Here is an 18190-nt window from a genome sequence, read left to right on the forward strand (position 1 = left end):
AAAAGTTGTACTTTGAAATATGTAGTTCCGTGATAGCTCAGTCGGTAGAGCAAATGACTGTTAATCATTGGGTCCCAGGTTCGAGTCCTGGTCACGGAGCCAATTTCAAACCGGGGTATAGCGCAGTCCGGTAGCGCGCCTGCTTTGGGAGCAGGATGTCGGGAGTTCGAATCCCCCTACCCCGACCATATTTGGGTCGTTAGCTCAGTTGGTAGAGCAGTTGGCTTTTAACCAATTGGTCGTAGGTTCGAATCCCACACGACCCACCATTTTTGAGACCAGTTAACGCTGGAATCGAATCTTAAGATCAGAGGCCAAAAGCGCTGATCGAAGAAGGCGACTGAAAGGTCGCCTTTTTTTTCCGGGGTATAGCGCAGTCCGGTAGCGCGCCTGCTTTGGGAGCAGGATGTCAGGAGTTCGAATCCCCTTACCCCGACCATATTAAAAATCCTCGTATCGAAAGATACGGGGATTTTTTTTGCCTGAAATTATCTCAACTCCAACATAAAACTAATGTGGGAGAGGCGGTTCCCCTCCCACATTGAACGAGTCCCACCAGGGACTCTGCCGTCAGTGAAGTTTCAGGCGCGGTTCAGTCCCGCGGCCAATCTTGCTGCCCAGCATCAACATCGCCGTGCGGAAGAAGCCATACAGCGCCATCTGGTGCATGCGGTACAGAGACACATAGAACATCCGCGCCAGCCAGCCCTCCAGCATCACGCTGCCGGTCAGGTTGCCCATCAGGTTACCTACCGCCGAGAAACGCGACAGCGAGATCAGCGACCCATAGTCGGTGTACTTGTACGACGGCAGGTCCTTGCCTTCGATACGCAGTTTCAACGACTTGGCCAGCAACGAGGCTTGTTGGTGCGCGGCCTGGGCCCGTGGCGGCACATTACGATCGGTGTCCGGTTGCGGGCAGGCGGCGCAGTCGCCAAAGGCGAAGATGTTTTCATCGCGGGTGGTTTGCAGAGTGGGCAGCACTTGCAGTTGATTGATGCGGTTGGTTTCCAGGCCATCGATGTCTTTGAGGAAGCCCGGTGCACGAATCCCGGCGGCCCACACTTTGAGGCTGGCAGGAATCACCTGGCCACTGCTGGTGATCAATGCGTCTGCGGTCACTTCGCTGACCGCAGAGTTGGTCAGTACCGTCACCCCGAGCTTCTCCAGGGTTTTATGCACCGGCCCGCCGATCCGCTCCGGCAGGGCCGGCAGTACACGTGGGCCTGCTTCGATCAGGGTGATGTGCATGTTTTCCGGCTTGATGCGGTCCAGGCCATACGCCGCCAACTCATGGGCGGCGTTATGCAGTTCGGCGGCCAATTCGACCCCGGTCGCACCCGCGCCGACGATGGCAACGCTGATCTTTTCCACCACATCGGTCTGCCCGGCATGGGCGCGCAGGTAGTGGTTCAGCAACTGCTGGTGGAAGCGCTCGGCCTGCTTGCGTGTATCGAGGAACAGGCAGTGCTGTGCCGCGCCCTCGGTGCCGAAATCGTTGGTGGTGCTGCCTACCGCAATCACCAGGCTGTCATAGCCCAGCACGCGCGCAGGCACCAATTCGCGGCCTTCTTCGTCGAGGGTGGCGGCCAGCTGGATTTTCTTCTGCTCACGGTCGAGCCCGCTCATGCGCCCCAGCTGGAACTCGAAGTGGTTCCATTTGGCCTGGGCGACGTAATTGAGTTCGTCTTCCGAAGAGTTCAGTGAGCCGGCAGCGACTTCGTGCAGCAAAGGCTTCCAGATGTGGGTGAGGTTGGCGTCCACCAGCGTGATGCTGGCGGTGCCGCGCTTGCCCAGAGTCTTACCCAGGCGCGTAGCCAACTCCAGGCCGCCGGCGCCGCCGCCGACGATAATAATACGATGGGTCATGGGGATATCTCGCAAGGCTAAAAGAAATCGGAGCAGTTACCCCCGCGAGCGCCAGGCAGCTCATAGCGTCAGGTAACTCAAAAGGCGGCTCAGCAGGCCGAGCCCGATCACCACCACCAGCACCACACCAAGGAGCAGCCACGGCCGGAAAGGCTTGCGCTCGACTCGGTTCTGGGAGAGTTGCAGGTACTCTTCGACATGCTGTTGGTCGTCGGGGTTCAGGCGGCTGGTCATATAAGGCCTCGTCAGGTAGACGTTGCAAAGGGGCGCCACGTTACAGCGAGGGGATCAGAGGCTGATGCCCACGTCGAACACTATGCTGCGACCCAAGTTGTTGCGCAAGAAATCCGGCGCGTCCGGGTGGGCGAACAGCACCCGTGCAAACGTTGGCCCCACCAGCGACAGCGAGCGCCAGCCCTGGCGCAGGTATTCCGTTGGCGGTGGGAAGTGGCTGTTGAGGTCGAGCACTTCGCGCTTGAGACTGGTGAAGGCGACGATATCCAACTCGCCCAGGTCCATGCCGCGCTCCTTATAGTTGTGCGCTTTTTTGCGCAGCGTGGGTGCCAGGCGCAGCAGGAATTCATGGGCGGGGATGCGCCGAGGCTTGGCTTCGCGGCGCACCAGTTGGCTCAGGGAAAATGCACTGCGCCGGCGTAGCAACTCATCGCGCCATTCGTCGTTCAGGCGCCGGCCTTCATCGAGTACGAAAAACACCTCGAAACTGGCATCGCGAAACAGCACGTCAGGCGGCTCTTGCCCGGCGGGATGAAACTCTTCGGCGCGGTAGGGCACATTCAAGCCTTGCAGCAGGCGCTGGCAAACCCAACGCTCACGCTCCCATTTGCGGGCATTGGACAGGAACGCATTGGCTTGTTCGGCTGCTACGGTGAGCAGGCGCAAATAATCTGAGTCATCCATGCTTGCAGCTTAGCGTCCAAATGATGACCGCAGGAAGTCCTGCTGCAAAAGCCAGGGTGTAGACTGGCCTTTCAAGCGTAATTCCCCCGAATGAGGAGCGTGCAGTGAAGTTTCTGGTGGTGCTATTGCTAAGTGTTTTACCGGTATGGGCACAGGCTGTTGAAGTGGGCGAACGCCTCGCCCCCTGGACCTTGCTCGATCAATTCGACCAAGCCTATACCCTCGATAACCAGGCGCAGATTCTGTTGGTGGCGCGCAGCATGGACGCGGCCAAGCTGGTCGACGCGGCGCTGCAAGGCCAACCTAAAGGCTACCTCGAAGCGCGGCATGCAGTGTTCGTCGCTGACATCCAGCGCATGCCTCGACTGATCGCCAAATTGTTCGCGGTACCGGCCATGCAATCCTACAACTACCGCGTCATGCTGGACCGTGACGCGCGTATCGCCCCGCGTTATCCCGCGGCGGCGGATAAAGTGCTGTGGCTGCAGCTGGATAACGGTACGTTGGTTTCTCAACATGAATACGGCACCGCTGCCGAACTGCGCCAGGCCCTGGAGCAGGTGAAGCCGTGATCAGCGCCTCAGTGCTGGCGCCCACAACCCTCGGCATCGGCTGGCTGTTGTATGCGCCGGTGCTGTTATGGGCGATCCTGCGCTCGCCCTGGGTCGAGTTGTTTGCCGACCGGCGGCGTCAGCATTTGCTGTTCGGTACGGTGTTCGCACTGTTCATGTTGTGGTTGGTGCGACGGGATTTCGACACCGGAGTGTCCTACCACTTTATCGGTATGACCGCCGTAACCCTGCTGCTGGATTGGCCCCTGGCCATCGTCGGTGGTTTTGCCGCCCAGTTCGGGTTAATGCTGCTTGGGCGCCAGGACCTGACAGCCCTTGGCGTCAACGGCCTGCTGCTGGTCGTGCTGCCGGTGCTGATCACCGAAGGCTGTGCGCTTGTGGTCGAGCGAGCGCAGCCGCGCAATCCCTTCGTGTATATCTTCTGCTCCGGTTTTTTTGCTGCCGCGTTGTCGGCCTTGTTTTGCCTGCTGCTGGGGCTCGGGTTGCTGTGGTTCGACGGTCGTTTTGCTATGCCGGAATGGCTGGAGGATTTCGTCGGTTACCTGTGGCTGATCATCTTCCCCGAGGCCTTTATCAACGGGATGGTGATCAGCGCCCTGGTGGTGTTTTGTCCGGAATGGCTGGAGACATTCAACCGCACACGCTACCTCTCGGCGCCCTGGAAGGATGACGAATCGCAGCGTTGACCCAGATCAAATCCCGCGCAGCCGAGCAGGCCCATGCTCTGCGAAATTTTCCTAGGCAAGGCGGGAGCACGAATCATGAGTGTGTACGAGTGGGCACGGCAGGAGTTGCGCAGAAGCCAGGATGCGGCACAGGAAATCGGTTTCGACCCAGGCTTGACCCTGCGCGCGATGCTCAGTGCGGTGGTACAGCAGAGCAAGGGCGTACGCAGTTTCGAAGACCTGGCCGACGAGCTGCAATACCTCGCAGAAAACCTCGACGACCAGCAGGAATACGCCTTTATGCGGCCTTAGTGGCGTGGCGGCAAGTCTTCGGAAAACAGCTCGTCTTCGGCATCCGGAGCCACGGGAATCTTGTGTTCCTCGGCGGCCCACGCGCCCAGGTCGATGAGTTTGCAACGGTCCGAGCAGAACGGCCGGTTGAGGTTGGTCGCTTTCCATTCCACGGGTGCGCCGCAGGTTGGGCAGTCGACGGTCAAGGGTTGGCTCATGATCGGCCTCCACGCAAAGTAAGGTAAAAGTGGTGCAGTCGCTCGACCTCGCTGTGCAGCCAGGCGAGGTCCTGGTCATTGACCAGCACGTCATCGGCATGGTTCAGGCGGTCTTCACGGCTGGACTGGGCCTTGAGGATTGCCTGAACCTGTTGTTCGCTGATGCCGTCGCGCTGCAGGGTACGCTGAATCTGCAGCGATTGCGGCACATCGATCACCAGGATGCGCTGGGTCATGCTGTACTGGCCCGATTCGATCAGCAGCGGTGACACCAGGATCGCGTAAGGCGAGCGGGCGCGAGCCAGGTGACTGCGAATCTCCTCGCCAATCAACGGGTGCAGCAGGGCTTCCAGCCAGCGGCGCTCTTCGGGCACCTCAAAGATCAGCTTGCGCAGAGCTGCGCGGTCCAGCTGGCCGTCAGGCTGCAATACGCCAGCACCAAAATGCTCGGCGATGCGTGCCAATGCCGGGCGGCCGGGTTCGACCACCCAGCGCGCGGCGTGATCGGCGTCCACGAGGTCAATGCCCAGGTCGATAAAGTGCTGGGCTGCCGCACTTTTACCGCTGCCGATGCCGCCAGTGAGGCCAAGAATCCAGGGTGTTGCAACAGGAGTGGTCATCTGAAACCGACAGACTGCAAATAGAAGTCGGTTATTTGACCACCCCAGAGCACTGCAATCCAGCCGGCAATTGCCAGATACGGGCCAAATGGCATCGGCGTGGACGTCTGGGTCTTGTGCAGGCGCATCATGATCAACCCGACAACCACCCCCACCAGCGAGGACATCAACAGTGTCATCGGCAATAGCTGCCAGCCACCCCAGGCGCCGAGCAGGGCCAGCAACTTGAAATCACCGTGGCCCATGCCGTCTTTGCCGGTGACCAGCTTGAACAGCCAGAACACGCTCCACAGGCTCATGTAGCCGATCACGGTACCCCATAGCGCGTCGGCTAATGTCGTCAGTAATCCAAAGCTGTTGACGATCAGCCCCAGCCACAGCAATGGCAGCACCAGCACATCCGGCAGCAACTGGTGGTCTGCATCGATCAGGCTCATCGCCAGTAATCCCCAACTCAACACCAGCAGCGCTGCGGCTTCCCAGCCAAAGCCGAAATGCCAGGCGACCCCTGCCGAGATCAACCCGCAGGCGAGTTCGGTGAAAGGGTAGCGGGGGCTGATGGCCCCCCGGCAATGGGCGCAGCGGCCCCTGAGTATCAGGTAGCTGAGCAGTGGGATATTTTCCCAGGGCCGAATGGGATGATCACAGTGTGGGCAGCATGAGTTGGGGTGCATCAGGTTGTAGGTCGGCCCGTCAGGTTCGGCAGGTAGACCGAGCACCTCATGGGCCTGGGCACGCCATTCCCGTTCGAGCATTTTAGGCAGGCGCCAGACCAGCACGTTGAGGAAGCTGCCGACGATGAGCCCCAGTACCAACGCTATGGCGACAAAAGCCCATGGGTGCTCGTTCAGCAGCACGCTCAAAATGCGCTCCCTAATTGGAAGACCGGCAGGTACATGGCGATGACCAGCGCGCCGACAATCCCCCCCAGGACCACCATGATCGACGGCTCCATCAGGCTGGTGAGGTTGTCGACCTGGTTGTCCACCTCCGCTTCATAGTGGCTGGCGACCTTTTCCAGCATGTATTCCAGGGTGCCCGACTCTTCGCCGATCGCCGTCATCTGGATCGCCATGCCGGGAAACAGGCCACTGTTGACCATGGATTGATTCAGTTGCATACCAGTGGATACATCGTGACGCATATGTTCGATTGCCTGTTTGAACGGGCCATTTCCCACGGCGCCGGCGACTGAATCCAATGCCTGTACCAGTGGGACACCGGCGGCAAAGGTCGTGGAGAGCGTGCGGGCGTAACGGGCCACAGCGGATTTTGTCAGCAGTTTGCCTGCCAGGGGCGCTTTCAACAAACCGGCGTCCAGCCAGTAGCGAAAACCCGACGAGCTCCGATAGGCCTGGCGAAGTCCAATGGCGCCCGCGGCTATGCCCAACACCAGCATCCACCATGCGTGCTGCATGAACGCCGACAAGGCAATCACACGTAAGGTAAATGCCGGCAGTTTGCCGTCGACCCCGGCGAACAGGCTCTGGAACTGCGGCACCACGTGGACCAGCAGTATGCCGGTGACCAGGCTGGCAACCACCAGGACTGCAATGGGGTACGTCATGGCCTTTTTGATCCTGGCCTTGAGCTGCTCACTTTTTTCCCGGTGGATCGCCACCCTTTCCAGCAGTGTCTCAAGCGCCCCGGCCTGTTCGCCGGCGGCCACCAGGTTGCAGTACAGCGCATCGAAATAACGCGGTTGTTTGCGCAATGCATCAGCCAGGCTGCTGCCGGCCGCGATCGCCTGTTTAAGTCCTTGCACCTGTTCGCGCACTGCTCGGTTGTCGACGCCTTCGCTGATGATGTCGAAGGCTTGCAGAAGTGGAACCCCTGCCTTCAGCAGCGTAGCCAGTTGGCGAGTGAGCAGGGTGATGTCAGCCGCTTTGACTGATGGTGCGAGGCTTGGCAGCAGCGGAGATTGCTTGCGCACACGGCCGGGGCTGATCCCTTGCTGGCGCAGTTGTGCCTTGACCAGGGCAGGGTTGTGCCCCTTGGTTTGCCCGGACACCCTGCGCCCTTTGCGGTTGATGCCTTCCCAGGCGTAAATCGTCGAAGCATTGTTCATGTCGCGGTTCCGCATACAGACTGTCGAAGATTTATAGCTTAGTCAGGTGACGGATTCGGGCATGCCGATGGCGCAGGATAAAAATGTCAGAATGTGCGTCTTGAACGCGATTGACCGCTTGCGGGTGAGTACACTGGCGCCGTTGCAAAAACGGGGTGCAGGACGCGCCTTGTCATGAGTTCTATTCTGGAGAGTGAATGTGATACGTCAGAAAGGCTTTACCCTGATCGAGTTGTTGATCGTCGTGGCAATCATCGGCATTTTGGCCACCATCGGCTTGCCCATGTACACCACGCACCAGGCCAAGGCCAAGTTCACTGCCGGCCTGGCTGAAATTGCCGCGTTGAAGGCCGGCTACGAAGACACCATCAACCAGGGCACCGTACCTACCTTGGCCTTGATCGGCGGCACCAGTCCCACCGCCAACTGCAAGATCGATGTGGCAGGCGACGTGGCCACGGGCGCGGGCTCCATCAGCTGCGAAATACTCGACGCGCCGGCGCCGGTGCTGGGCAAGACCATCAGCCTGGTGCGCAGCGCCACCGGCTGGAAGTGCACGACTACCGCTGAAGCGAAATATGTCGGCAAGGGCTGCGGCACCGACGGGGCATAACTGCTAAACCATCCACAGGGAGGTCGAGGTGGCCGATGGCGTTATCCGTACAGCAGCGAGGCGGAGTTTTCCTGATAGCAACTGCGTGCCTGATGACTGTCGGGATTTGCGCACCGTTCGGTGGGCATGATCTACAGCGTGGAATGCAAATTGCCATCGGGTTTTGCGCGGTGCTGTATGGGTTGTCGGTTACCTCGACTGAACCTTGGGTGGACAGGCCCACGGCCTGGGGAGTAGCGCTGGTTGTCGGGCTGGGCCTGCTGTCTTCGGCGCTTGCCCATCAGCCGCTGTGGGCGCTCACCGAAGTGGCGCTGTTTATCAGCTGCGCGGCGATTGCCGTCGCCTTTTCCCTGCTTCGTCGTCACGGCGGCGAGTCTTTGGATCGCGTGCTGATCCTGGTTGTGGTGGTGTTGTGCCTGATCAAGTCGGCCGAGTATCTCTATGCCGGTACGCTCGCGTTCACCAGTGGCGAGCGCGCGCTGGACCCTGACCGGCTGTTGTCCGGCTTTTCCAACAAGCGTTTCTACGGCCAGTTTCAGACATTTACCCTGCCATTGCTGGCGCTGCCTTTACTGATCCCGAATATCTCCCGTGCCTTGCGAGGTGCGATGTTTGCGTTGCTGTGTGTCTGGTGGCTGATCGCAATCAGCGGCGGCACGCGGGGTACCTGGCTCGGTATGGGCGTGGCAGGCCTGGTGTTGGCGGTGCTTGGGCCTTGGGGGCGTCGCTGGCTGGGCTGGCAGTTGGCCGCGGTGTTGGTTGGGCTGTTGCTGTATTGGCTGATATTCACGGTGCTGGCGGATTACCTGGGGATTGAGCTCTCCAGTGGTGCCGGAGATCGCCTCACCACCTCGCTGTCGGGACGTGGCCCGATCTGGTGGCAGGCGTGGTACATGCTCGTCGAGCGGCCGTGGCTTGGTTTCGGGCCGATGCATTTTGCCGATATCGCCAACAGGATTGCCGCTCATCCCCATCAGGCGATTCTGCAATGGGCCAGCGAATGGGGGGTGCCCTCGGCGCTGTGCGTGGCGGTGCTGGCAGGGCGAGGCGGCTGGGCCATGTTGGCTGTGCTACGCGAGCGAGCGCTGTCCGCCGAGCGTGTTGACCTGCTGCGTTTGTGCCTGTCTGCGGCGTTGGTGGGGGCGCTGGTGCAGTCCATGGTCGATGGCGTGATCGTGATGCCCAACTCCCAGGTCTGGTTGGCGCTGGTGGTGGGCTGGCTGATGGCGCTGCATGTGTCGCACATGCCAGCAAGCGCTGCGCTGCCGTTGGCCCGGAACCTATGGAAAGCCTTGAGTGTGTTGGCCGTTGGTCTGTTGGTGTTTATCGCGATGCGCGATGTGCCTCACCTTCAGCAAGCCCAGCATCAGTACCAGGACGGCGAAGGTCGTCACCTGCAACCACGCTTCTGGGCTCAGGGGGTCATTGCCCGTTGAAGGGCGCAAGTTGCCGGACGCCCGATGCGGTGCTAGCTTTAGCCCACCGCCCGTGTAGCTCAGTTGGTAGAGCAGCGCACTCGTAACGCGAAGGTCGCAGGTTCGATTCCTGTCTCGGGCAAAAAGGCGCTACTGTTTTAGCTGCGGTGTTTTAACGGCAGTGTTTCAAAGGCAATGTTTTCAGATGATCCCAGAATGGTTCTGAAGGCCAGACGAGTTGGCACGTGTGCCCGCTCTTTTGTATCTGCGCAACCTTGATGACCCAGATGCATCCCCATTCCTCGATCTAAGAGAACAACATGACCACGACTGAAATGACCCAGGAAGTTCGGCATCAAGCAGCCCTCGAAAAATACCTTGAGGAATCGCCGCAGCTTAAAGAAGAGATCAAGGACCTGAGCGCCGATGATCAGCGCGACCAGATCCAGTGGGCCTTCGAGGACGAAGCCGAGAGCCAGGGCTTCCAGCCTTGGGAACTGACCCTCAAGTACACCTCGACACCGGAAGAATTCGAAGCGGCACGGCTGGCCTTGCACAAAGAGGCGGCCGAGGTGCTGGGTGTCGAATGGGAAGAGTATTGCGAGATGAACGATTTGGTCGTTTAAAAGCAGCTTGTAGGAGCGAGCTTGCTCGCGAAAATCGCTAACGATGACGCGGGCTGCCTGGTTCCCTGCGGCATTCTCAGGTTTTTCGCGAGCAAGCTCGCTCCTACCGTTAAGGTGCTCAAATACTGAGACGCATCGACAAATCCACTGCTTTCACATCCTTGGTCATCGCACCAATGGAGATGTAGTCCACCCCCGTCTCGGCGATAGGCAGCAGGGTGGTTTCATTGATCCCGCCGCTGGCTTCCAGCTTGGCCTTGCCGCCGTTCAGGCGCACGGCTTCACGCATATCTTCCAGGCTCAATTCATCGAGCATGATGATGTCGGCGCCCGCCGCCAGCGCTTCGCGCAGTTCGTCCAGGCTCTCCACTTCGATTTCCACCGGCTTGCCGGGTGCGATCTTGTGGGCGGCGCTGATGGCTTGGGCAATCCCGCCACAGGCCGCGATATGGTTTTCCTTGATCAGGAACGCGTCATACAAACCGATGCGGTGGTTGTGGCAGCCGCCGCAGGTCACCGCGTATTTCTGCGCCAGGCGCAGGCCGGGCAGGGTTTTTCGGGTGTCCAGCAGCTTCACCTGGGTGCTGGCGACAAAATCCGCCAGGAACCGGGCACGTGTGGCGACCCCGGAGAGCAATTGCAGGAAGTTCAGGGCAGAGCGTTCGCCACTGAGCAGCGAACGCGCCGGACCTTCCAGACGGAACAGGACTTGGTTGGGGCTGACGCGCTCGCCGTCGGCCACCTGCCAGTGCACGGCAACCCGCGGGTCCAGTTGGCGGAATACCGCGTCCACCCATGCTGTGCCGGCGATGACGGCGTCGTCGCGGGTAATGATGGTGGCCGTGGCCAGCCGTTCGGCCGGGATCAACTGTGCGGTGATGTCGCCGCTGCCGATGTCTTCCAGGAGCGCGCGGCGCACGTTGGCTTCGATTTCGGCGGTGAGGTCGGCAAGACGGAGGTTCGGCATAACAGGCTCCACAAACAAAGTGTCCCGATTATAGGGGCAGCGTGCGTTTGAACCCAGGCTCACCACTCATTTACAGCGCAATGTCAGAGTTTGCTGGCACAACCGCACTCATTTGCAAGATAATCTTGCGCCTTGCAATTGGCGTCATAGCTTTGACGCCCTGGTGGTAACCGGTTATCCACAGCGCTTATTGGGCCTGTACACGATCTTTCCCCAACGCTTTACCGCCGTTTCAGGAGGCCAGGATGCACAATGACGGAAAGGTGGTGCCGATCAACAAGGCACAAGCCACGCCATCGCCGCTCGCGCGCCTGCCGGTGGTGTTGCTGCAGGTTCGCGACAAGGCGGCGCAGCAGTTGCAGCAGGGTTTGCAGGAACTGTTCGATAACGCCGACGACACCTTGTTCGAAATGGCCGACAAGGCTCGCAGCAACGTGGACCACCATATTTTCTTTGAAGCCATGCGCGACCTGCGCCTCAAGCGCAAGAATTTCGAGCGCGTGTTCATGGAGCGGCTGTTCGAGGCCTTTGGAAACCTGGGGCAGGCGGGGCATGGTGAGCTTCAGTTGGTGCCGGTGGTGTCCTATGACGCGGCCTCAGGCACGTCCAGGGACGACCTGGAAAAAGCCGTCGCGCTTGAGGCCATGCTAGGCCGGGTGCGTCACCGCGACGGCCTGGCGCTGTCGCAACTCACTGCACGCTTGAGTGTATTGCTCGGTAATCGCCTGGACGACCGTGAGAACCCCCTGGGCCCGGCGCTGCTGTGCGAGTTTTTCCTGCGTGCCGGGCGCAGTCTGGGCGTGGAGATCCGCGTCAAGCTGATCATGCTCAAGCTGTTTGAAAAGTACGTCCTCAGTGATGCTGACCAACTGTACGGTGAAGCCAATCAACTGCTGGTCGCGACCGGCGTGTTGCCGGAACTCAAGGCCGTGCCATCCCGTCGTCCTGGCGGTCGTGCCACCCGCGATCATCATCGCGAGGAGGCATTGCCGAGCGCCGACCAACCGGTCGACGAAAATGGCCAGCAAGCCTTCACCGCCTTGCAGGCATTGTTGACCGTCGTGCGCGGTAGCGTGTCGCCTACCCTTGAAGCCAGTGCCGAACCCCAGCCCATCGCCACCCGCGATCTGCTGCGCCTGTTATCCCATTTGCAGCAGTACGTCCCGGAGCCGGACGCCGAAGATGATTTTGACTTGTGTAACCAGCTCGAGCAGTTGCTCACCCGTGTCAGCGTCAAGAGTGGCAAGTCGCGGGTGGTGGAGGATGCGGATGAAGATGTGATCAACCTGATCGCCCTGCTGTTCGAATTTATCCTTAATGACCGCGCGGTGCCGGACGCCTTCAAGGCCTTGATTGGCCGCCTGCAGATCCCGATGCTGAAAGTGGCGGTGCTGGACAAGAGCTTTTTCAGTCGCCCCGGCCACCCGGCTCGGCGCCTGTTGAATGAAATCGCGACCACTGCCATGGGCTGGAGCCCCGTCGATGACTTCCAGCGCGACAGCCTGTACCTGCGCATAGAGCAGGTGGTTCAGCGTTTACTCAATGAGTTTGTTGAAGATCCGGCGATTTTTTCCCAATTGCTGACTGAATTCACAGCGTTCACCGCCGATGAGCGTCGTCGTAGCGAATTGCTTGAACAACACACCCGCAATGCTGAAGAAGGGCGCGTGCGCACTGAAGCGGCGCGTGCGCGGGTGGCTGAGGTACTCAATCGACGGATGCTGGGCAAGGTTTTGCCGCAGGCGGTGGTGCAGTTCCTGCAACAGGCCTGGAGCCAGGTGCTGTTGCTGGCCAGCCTCAAGCACGGCGAGCAGTCAGTGCAATGGCAGGCAGGGCTGCGCACCATGGATGAGCTGATCTGGAGTGTCAGCCTGCCGGCAGACACTGAAGCCGGGGTGCACTTGCTGGAGCAGTTGCCGGGGTTGCTCAAGGCACTGCGCGACGGCTTGACCAGCGCTGCATTCGACCCCTTCAGCACCCGTGATTTTTTTGTGCGCTTGCAGACCCTGCATGTCCGGCCGCCCGAGGGGGGCGATGGATGGCTCGAAGTGTGTGAGCCCTTTGTGTTCAGCGCACTGCCGCTCGATCCAGTCGAGGGCCTGCCGGACGATGATCCGGACCTGGCCAAGGTGCACCAATTGCGAATCGGTGACTGGTTCGTGTTCCAGCAGGGCCAGGCAGGCACCCTGCGGTGCAAGCTGACGGCGATCATGGCGCCGGCCAGCACCTATGTTTTCGTCGGCCGTACCGGGCTCAAGGTCCTGGAGAAGAGTGCGGGCCAACTGGCGATGGCGTTCAAACGGGGCGCGCTGCATAACCTGGACGATGAGCCGCTGTTCGAGCGGGCGCTGGCGGCGGTGGTGGGGCAGTTGCGTCAACTCAATCGCGGCAAGTGATCGCAACCACGGGGTCGAACGCGGCATACTGGTCACACTTAGTCACGTTCAAGGATCCTGTATGCAGTTGGACCCCGCCAGCGGCTGGTGCCAGGGCATTCGCCATTGCCCCTCACCCAACTTCAACGAGCGCCCGACAGGCGAAATCTCGCTGTTGGTGGTGCATAACATCAGCCTGCCACCCGCGCAGTTCGCCACCGGCAAAGTGCAGGAATTTTTCCAGAATCGCCTGGATGTCACGGAACATCCCTACTTTGAAGGGATTGCCGACCTACGGGTGTCTGCGCATTTTCTGATTGAGCGCGATGGCACGGTGACGCAGTTTGTGTCCTGTATCGACCGGGCCTGGCATGCCGGGGTCTCGTGCTTCGAAGGGCGTGAGACGTGCAATGACTTTTCCTTGGGGATAGAGCTTGAGGGCACGGATGATTTGCCGTTCACCAACCCTCAGTATGTATCGCTGATCGACCTGACCCGTCAGTTGCTGGCAGCCTACCCAGGTATTACGCCGCAGCGTATTTGCGGCCATAGCGATATTGCTCCGGGGCGCAAGACCGATCCCGGCCCCGCTTTTGATTGGGCGCGCTTTCGCAGCGCCCTGCAGGATGGAGGACACGCACGATGAGTTTTCTGGTGTTGGTGTTGGCAGTGTGGATCGAGAAGTTCTCGGCCATGCGCCAGCGGTTGCAGCGTGACGGCGGCTGGTTGCGCGAATTGGCCAAGTTGGAGTCGAGCCCGCGCACGGGCAAGCAGCCTTGGCTGATTCTGGTCCTGCTGGTGTTGCTGCCGGTGGCGTTGCTGGCGTTGTTGTTGCTGGTGCTGGAACCGGTGGCCTATGGTTTGTTGGCGCTGCCGGTGCACTTGCTGGTGGTGATCTACAGCCTGGGCCGTGGCGATCTATTGGCTGGGCTGGGGCCATTTCGTGATGCCTGGCGCCGTGGTGACCTGCAGGCGGCCGAACATGTGGCCGAGCGCGACCTGAAGCTGGGAGCCGACAGCGGCGAGCAACTGCTGGAGCGCGTCCAGGGCTATCTGTTGTGGCAGGTCTACCAGAGCTTCTTCGCCGTGATTTTCTGGTACTTCCTGTTAGGGCCGGTCGCCGCGCTGGCCTATCGACTGCTGGCGCTCGCCAGTGAGCATAGCCACAACCCTCTGGTGGCTGAGCGCGCCGGGCAGCTGCGTCACGCGTTTGACTGGTTGCCGGTGCGCTTGCTGGCGGCCAGTTTTGCGCTGGTGGGCAATTTCGTCGCGGTCAGCCGTGTCATGCTTCACGAGTTGCTGAGCTGGGACATCAGCGCGGCGCAACTGGTGGAAAAAGTCGGTCTGGTCGCCGCTGAAATCCCCCCTCCGGCCGTGGGTGCCGACGGCATCAACAGCCTGGATCGCCTGTGGGAACTGCTGCTGCGTGCGGCGGTGCTGTGGTATGCCGGCTTCGCCATCTGGACGGTGTTGCCCTGATTCCTGTGATAAGCGGGCTTGCCCCGCGCCGGGCTGCGCAGCAGCCCCCCGCAATCCTGGTTCGTTAACTTTACGTTACAAAACTCCCTTTCAAATTGAGCTATACAGACAGAGCGCCAAATAGTGGCTTTCTGCCGCCGCCCTGCGCCTCAATAAAAATAAAAGAAAGGGGAGGTCACCTGTGAAGAGCTTGCTCTATCCCGCCATCGCGCTGATGAACCGTCTTAGCTTCGGCCTGAAGTTCAGCCTGATCAGCGTGCTGTTCCTGCTGCCGATGCTGGCGACCAACTATTACCTGGTGCGCGATTCCTGGCGCGAATTCCAGGGCACTCGTGTCGAGCTGCAAAGCCTGGATTTGCTCGGCAGCAGCCTGGTCCTGCGCCGTGACCTGGAAACCCTGAATAACCAGGTGCAGATCAACGTAACGCTCGGTCAGTCCGGCAAGGCCGCTGACCTTGAGGACAAGATCAGCGCGTTGGAGCAGAGCGTGCTCGCCCGTCTGCAAGGCCTCAACCCGATGGCTGCCGAACCTGAGCAAATCGCCGCCTTTGAAGGTAAGCGTGACGAACTGATCGCGGCCTTCCAGGCCCAGCAGCAGGAAAGCTCGCTGCAGAGCAAAAGTGCGTTGATCGGCAAGTTGCTCAATAAGGCACAGATGCTCAGCCAGATCATTGCCAGCCAGTCCGGCTTGAGCCGCGACCCCCAGAGTGATTTGCGCCAACTCAGCGAACTGATCACCAGCGTCACCCCGCAGGTCACCCAGACCTTGGGAGAAGGCCGGGCGATGGGCGCCTACTCCCTGGGCCAGGGTTTTCTCAACTCATCTTCCAGTACCCGCTTCGACGAACTGCTGCAACAGTTGGAAAAGCTCCAGGCCGAATACGCCTTGAAATTGCAGGACGTCCTGGGCTCCAGCAACGCCGCGCACGCGGCACTCGACAGCCTGGCCAAGGCCAGTAACGCCAGCCTCAAGCACGGCAGTGAGTTATTTGAAGAACAGGTGGTGATGGCCGAAACCCTTGATGCCCCCTGGCAGGGTTTCTATGACAGCGTCAGCCAATTGATGGACCACACCTATCAGCTCGATGACGCCACCCTGATGTTCCTCGGGCAGCAACTGGAGCAGCGCCTGGCGCAGAACCGTACGCACATGGTAATGCTGGTCTCGGCGCTGACGGCGGTGTTTTTGCTGATTTTCTACCTGTATGCGGGGTTCTACGCGTCTACGCGTACTACGTTGCGGCGTCTGGGGGCGATGATGGACAAGGTGGCCGCCGGCGACATGACCGTTACCTTTGTTGCCCAAAGCCGCGATGAGTTGGGCGATCTGGGCCAAGTGTTCAACGGTACCGTAGCGAAAATCCATGACTTGATCGAGCGCGTCGGGCACACCGTCAGCCAGGTCGAATTACAGGCCGGTCAAGTGGAAACGGTCTCGGCCCGGAGCAATCAGGCGGTCTCTGGCCAGCGCATGCAGATTGAGCAGGTGGCGACGGCCATGAACCAAATGTCTTCCACCGCCCAGGAGGTGGCGCGCAGTGCGGCGGCGGCGGTCAGCAGTGCCCACAGCGTCAACGATGAAACCGTCAATGGCCGTGGCCTGGTGCAATCCCAGCAGGGCAGCATTGCGCGGCTGGCCTCGGAGATCGACCAGTCGGTAAGGGTGATCAACCAATTGGCCACTGACAGCCAATCCATCAGCAGCGTCCTGGAGGTGATCAAAAGCATCGCCGAGCAGACCAACCTGCTGGCACTCAATGCTGCCATCGAGGCCGCGCGGGCCGGTGAGCAGGGACGCGGCTTTGCCGTGGTGGCCGACGAGGTGCGAACCCTGGCCCGGCGGACCCAGCATTCCACCGAAGAAATCGAACAAATGATCAGCCGCCTGCACAGCGGCGTGGCAGCGGCCGTGAAGGCCATGGGCAGCAGCCATGAAATGGCCAGCGGCACCGTGAAACAGTCGGATAAGGTCCAGCAAGCCCTGGAAAATATCCTCGGTGCCGTGGGCATGATCGTCGATCAGAATCAGCAGATCGCCGCGGCTGTGGAGCAGCAGACCGCCGTTGCTCATGACATCGACCAGAATATCGTCGAAATCAATCGTGCCGGCGAGCACGCTGCCGAAGGCGCACATCAGACTGAAGCGGCGAGCCGGCAGCTGTCGATACAGGTGATCGAATTGAAGCAACTGATCGGGGCCTTTCGTGTGTAAGGCGATGTCGTAGGATTGGTCTTGGTTTGGTGTAGTGCCTGTCCTGATTTCCCGGAGTGCCTTTTTTGCGCGGGTGAATGAGTGAAAATTTGTGTCACTCAATCAAGGTCCAAGGGAGGCACGACGATGACCCCTGCAATCGGCATCAAGGGGCACTGCGCCCATTGCGACATCACGTTTGAACTCAAGCCTTGGCAGTTGAATGCCATCGCCATTGAAGAGCCCTTTGATTGCCCGTATTGCCAGCGCATCCTGGCGTTGAACTGCCCCCGGCAGTTGCGCCATTTCAAGGCGCTGGACCACTGGGCGCTGGTACGCCCGAGCATGGCCGTGCTGACCTGCGTGGTGCTGATCGTGGCGCTGGTGATGGAGTGGGTGGGGCTGATCAGCCTGATCGGGCAACTCAATGTGTCGTTAGTGGTGCTGCTGGTGCATTTCCTGGTGTTGCGATATGCCCGTCATCGGCAGCGCATGACCTTGAACCTGCAAGCGGTGACCCCGGTACTACCAATTGAACAGCTCGCACGCATTGCGTGTGCTCGCCTCGGCCAGCGCTAGGGGGCTGGTGCCCATGCGCTCGGCCAGGGCGGTGCAGATCGCCGGCAGGTGCTCCGGGCTGTTGCGCTGGCCCGGGTACATGGCCGGCGCCATGTCGGGGGCGTCGGTTTCCAGTACGACCGCGTTCAGCGGCAGGTGTGCCAGCACCTTGTGCATGCGCAGGGCCTGGGGCCATGTGGCTGCGCCGCCCAGGCCGAGCTTGAACCCCAGCTTGATGTATTCGTGGGCTTCTTCCCGGCTGCCGGCAAACGCGTGGATGATGCCGCCCCGTGGCAGGCGGATGCGCTTGAGTGTGGCAATCACGGCCGCGTGGCTGCGGCGTACGTGGAGCAGCGCCGGCAGTTGGAAGTCCACCGCCAGTTTGAGTTGGGCTTCGAACAGGCCTTGCTGGCCTTCGCGATCCAGCTGTTCAAGGAAGTAATCCAGGCCGATCTCACCTACCGCGCAGAGCTGTCGATGGCCGTGGAGGCGGGTCAACCAGTCACCCAACTCCGTCAGGTCGGCGGGCTTGTGCTCATCGAGGTACACCGGATGCAGGCCAAAGGCCGCGAACAAACCTGCATCCGCCTGCACCAGATCCCACAGCCGCTGCCAGTTCTGCTGATACACCCCCAACACCACCATGCGCTGTACGCCCAATGTGCGGCTGTGGGCGAGGACTTCCCGGCGATCACTGTCGAAGTCCGGGAAATCCAGGTGGGTGTGGGTGTCGATCAGCTCCACG

General features: G+C 60.4%; 20 protein-coding genes, 5 tRNA genes and 1 pseudogene. 17 read left to right on the forward strand and 9 right to left on the reverse strand.

Annotated features, from left to right (window positions below):
* Positions 1 to 26 precede the first annotated feature (26 nt).
* The 4 genes from M2397_RS00630 to M2397_RS00645 all read left to right on the forward strand — a co-directional run bounded on the left by M2397_RS00630 (position 27) and on the right by M2397_RS00645 (position 439).
* Positions 27 to 102 (forward strand) — tRNA-Asn (locus tag M2397_RS00630).
* A gap of 9 nt (positions 103 to 111) precedes the next feature.
* Positions 112 to 188, forward strand: a tRNA-Pro gene (locus M2397_RS00635).
* A gap of 5 nt (positions 189 to 193) precedes the next feature.
* Positions 194 to 269: transfer RNA gene (locus M2397_RS00640), tRNA-Lys, on the forward strand.
* 93 nt (positions 270 to 362) lie between these two features.
* Positions 363 to 439, forward strand: a tRNA-Pro gene (locus M2397_RS00645).
* 131 nt (positions 440 to 570) lie between these two features.
* Here M2397_RS00645 and M2397_RS00650 read toward each other — a convergent pair.
* The 3 genes from M2397_RS00650 to M2397_RS00660 are packed head-to-tail and all read right to left on the reverse strand — an operon-like array spanning position 571 to position 2787.
* The gene (locus M2397_RS00650; protein WP_145335397.1) at positions 571 to 1869 is read right to left on the reverse strand and encodes an NAD(P)/FAD-dependent oxidoreductase; all 1299 of its coding nucleotides are present in this window, start codon (positions 1867 to 1869) and stop codon (positions 571 to 573) included.
* A 60-nt stretch (positions 1870 to 1929) separates the two neighbouring features.
* The gene (locus M2397_RS00655) at positions 1930 to 2103 is read right to left on the reverse strand and encodes a DUF3094 family protein (RefSeq protein WP_016976295.1); all 174 of its coding nucleotides are present in this window, start codon (positions 2101 to 2103) and stop codon (positions 1930 to 1932) included.
* A gap of 54 nt (positions 2104 to 2157) precedes the next feature.
* On the reverse strand, positions 2158 to 2787 hold the full coding sequence (locus M2397_RS00660) for a DUF1780 domain-containing protein (protein ID WP_027604891.1): 630 nt from the start codon (positions 2785 to 2787) through the stop codon (positions 2158 to 2160).
* A gap of 104 nt (positions 2788 to 2891) precedes the next feature.
* Between M2397_RS00660 and M2397_RS00665 the strand changes: the two genes are divergently transcribed.
* From M2397_RS00665 to M2397_RS00675, 3 genes are all read left to right on the forward strand, one after another.
* A complete protein-coding gene (locus M2397_RS00665) occupies positions 2892 to 3359 on the forward strand; it encodes an FAD/FMN-containing dehydrogenase (RefSeq protein ID WP_131698485.1) in 468 nt (155 codons plus the stop codon).
* Entirely contained in the window at positions 3356 to 4045 is a 690-nt protein-coding gene (locus M2397_RS00670; protein WP_131698484.1) for an energy-coupling factor ABC transporter permease, read from the forward strand. Before M2397_RS00665 ends, M2397_RS00670 begins: the two co-directional genes overlap by 4 nt.
* Before the next feature lie 75 nt (positions 4046 to 4120).
* Positions 4121 to 4336 carry a hypothetical protein gene (locus tag M2397_RS00675; RefSeq protein ID WP_003171680.1) on the forward strand — a complete coding sequence of 72 codons (216 nt, stop codon included), beginning with the start codon at positions 4121 to 4123 and terminating at the stop codon, positions 4334 to 4336.
* On the opposite strand, the gene yacG is transcribed toward M2397_RS00675, so the two are convergent.
* From yacG to M2397_RS00695, 4 genes are read right to left on the reverse strand one after another with little or no spacing between them, the layout of a single operon-like run.
* Positions 4333 to 4533, reverse strand: a complete 201-nt coding sequence (yacG, locus tag M2397_RS00680; RefSeq protein ID WP_003188437.1) for a DNA gyrase inhibitor YacG — start codon at positions 4531 to 4533, stop codon at positions 4333 to 4335. The genes M2397_RS00675 and yacG overlap by 4 nt on opposite strands.
* Positions 4530 to 5153, reverse strand: a complete 624-nt coding sequence (coaE, locus tag M2397_RS00685) for a dephospho-CoA kinase (protein WP_027604887.1) — start codon at positions 5151 to 5153, stop codon at positions 4530 to 4532. The genes yacG and coaE overlap by 4 nt, the downstream gene beginning before the upstream one ends.
* A complete protein-coding gene (locus M2397_RS00690) occupies positions 5150 to 6016 on the reverse strand; it encodes an A24 family peptidase (RefSeq protein WP_131698483.1) in 867 nt (288 codons plus the stop codon). The genes coaE and M2397_RS00690 overlap by 4 nt, the downstream gene beginning before the upstream one ends.
* A complete protein-coding gene (locus M2397_RS00695) occupies positions 6013 to 7221 on the reverse strand; it encodes a type II secretion system F family protein (protein WP_259242136.1) in 1209 nt (402 codons plus the stop codon). The genes M2397_RS00690 and M2397_RS00695 overlap by 4 nt, the downstream gene beginning before the upstream one ends.
* A 202-nt stretch (positions 7222 to 7423) precedes the next feature.
* Between M2397_RS00695 and M2397_RS00700 the strand changes: the two genes are divergently transcribed.
* The 5 genes and pseudogenes from M2397_RS00700 to M2397_RS30255 form a co-directional block, all read left to right on the forward strand.
* Positions 7424 to 7834 (forward strand): pilin, encoded by a 411-nt coding sequence (locus M2397_RS00700; protein WP_131698538.1) that lies wholly within the window; start codon positions 7424 to 7426, stop codon positions 7832 to 7834.
* 35 nt (positions 7835 to 7869) lie between these two features.
* Complete coding sequence (locus tag M2397_RS00705) at positions 7870 to 9270, forward strand: O-antigen ligase (RefSeq protein WP_259242137.1); 1401 nt, start codon at positions 7870 to 7872, stop codon at positions 9268 to 9270.
* A gap of 48 nt (positions 9271 to 9318) precedes the next feature.
* A tRNA-Thr gene (locus tag M2397_RS00710) sits at positions 9319 to 9391 on the forward strand.
* 178 nt (positions 9392 to 9569) lie between these two features.
* Complete coding sequence (locus M2397_RS00715; protein ID WP_027604882.1) at positions 9570 to 9875, forward strand: DUF6388 family protein; 306 nt, start codon at positions 9570 to 9572, stop codon at positions 9873 to 9875.
* Between the two features lie 21 nt (positions 9876 to 9896).
* A pseudogene (locus tag M2397_RS30255) lies at positions 9897 to 9986 on the forward strand (outer membrane lipoprotein carrier protein LolA); the annotation flags it as partial.
* A gap of 7 nt (positions 9987 to 9993) precedes the next feature.
* Here M2397_RS30255 and nadC read toward each other — a convergent pair.
* Positions 9994 to 10842 (reverse strand): carboxylating nicotinate-nucleotide diphosphorylase, encoded by an 849-nt coding sequence (gene nadC, locus M2397_RS00720; RefSeq protein ID WP_131698480.1) that lies wholly within the window; start codon positions 10840 to 10842, stop codon positions 9994 to 9996.
* Positions 10843 to 11087: 245 nt separating this feature from the next.
* Here nadC and M2397_RS00725 point away from each other — a divergent pair, with 245 nt between their 5' ends.
* The 5 genes from M2397_RS00725 (at position 11088) to M2397_RS00745 (ending at position 17466) form a co-directional block, all read left to right on the forward strand.
* Positions 11088 to 13238, forward strand: a complete 2151-nt coding sequence (locus M2397_RS00725) for a DUF1631 domain-containing protein (protein WP_259242138.1) — start codon at positions 11088 to 11090, stop codon at positions 13236 to 13238.
* Between the two features lie 61 nt (positions 13239 to 13299).
* Positions 13300 to 13863: a 1,6-anhydro-N-acetylmuramyl-L-alanine amidase AmpD gene (ampD, locus tag M2397_RS00730; protein ID WP_145335383.1), complete on the forward strand. Its 564-nt coding sequence runs from the start codon at positions 13300 to 13302 to the stop codon at positions 13861 to 13863.
* Entirely contained in the window at positions 13860 to 14696 is an 837-nt protein-coding gene (gene ampE / locus M2397_RS00735; RefSeq protein WP_145335381.1) for a regulatory signaling modulator protein AmpE, read from the forward strand. The genes ampD and ampE overlap by 4 nt, the downstream gene beginning before the upstream one ends.
* A 181-nt stretch (positions 14697 to 14877) precedes the next feature.
* A complete protein-coding gene (locus M2397_RS00740; RefSeq protein ID WP_259242139.1) occupies positions 14878 to 16908 on the forward strand; it encodes a methyl-accepting chemotaxis protein in 2031 nt (676 codons plus the stop codon).
* Positions 16909 to 17034: 126 nt separating this feature from the next.
* Positions 17035 to 17466 (forward strand): hypothetical protein, encoded by a 432-nt coding sequence (locus tag M2397_RS00745; RefSeq protein WP_145335377.1) that lies wholly within the window; start codon positions 17035 to 17037, stop codon positions 17464 to 17466.
* Here M2397_RS00745 and M2397_RS00750 read toward each other — a convergent pair.
* On the reverse strand, positions 17413 to 18189 hold the full coding sequence (locus M2397_RS00750; RefSeq protein WP_259242140.1) for a TatD family hydrolase: 777 nt from the start codon (positions 18187 to 18189) through the stop codon (positions 17413 to 17415). The genes M2397_RS00745 and M2397_RS00750 overlap by 54 nt on opposite strands.
* Position 18190 lies beyond the last annotated feature (1 nt).

Source organism: Pseudomonas sp. BIGb0381 (genome assembly GCF_024809815.1).
In the GTDB taxonomy this organism is placed as follows: Bacteria; Pseudomonadota; Gammaproteobacteria; order Pseudomonadales; family Pseudomonadaceae; genus Aquipseudomonas.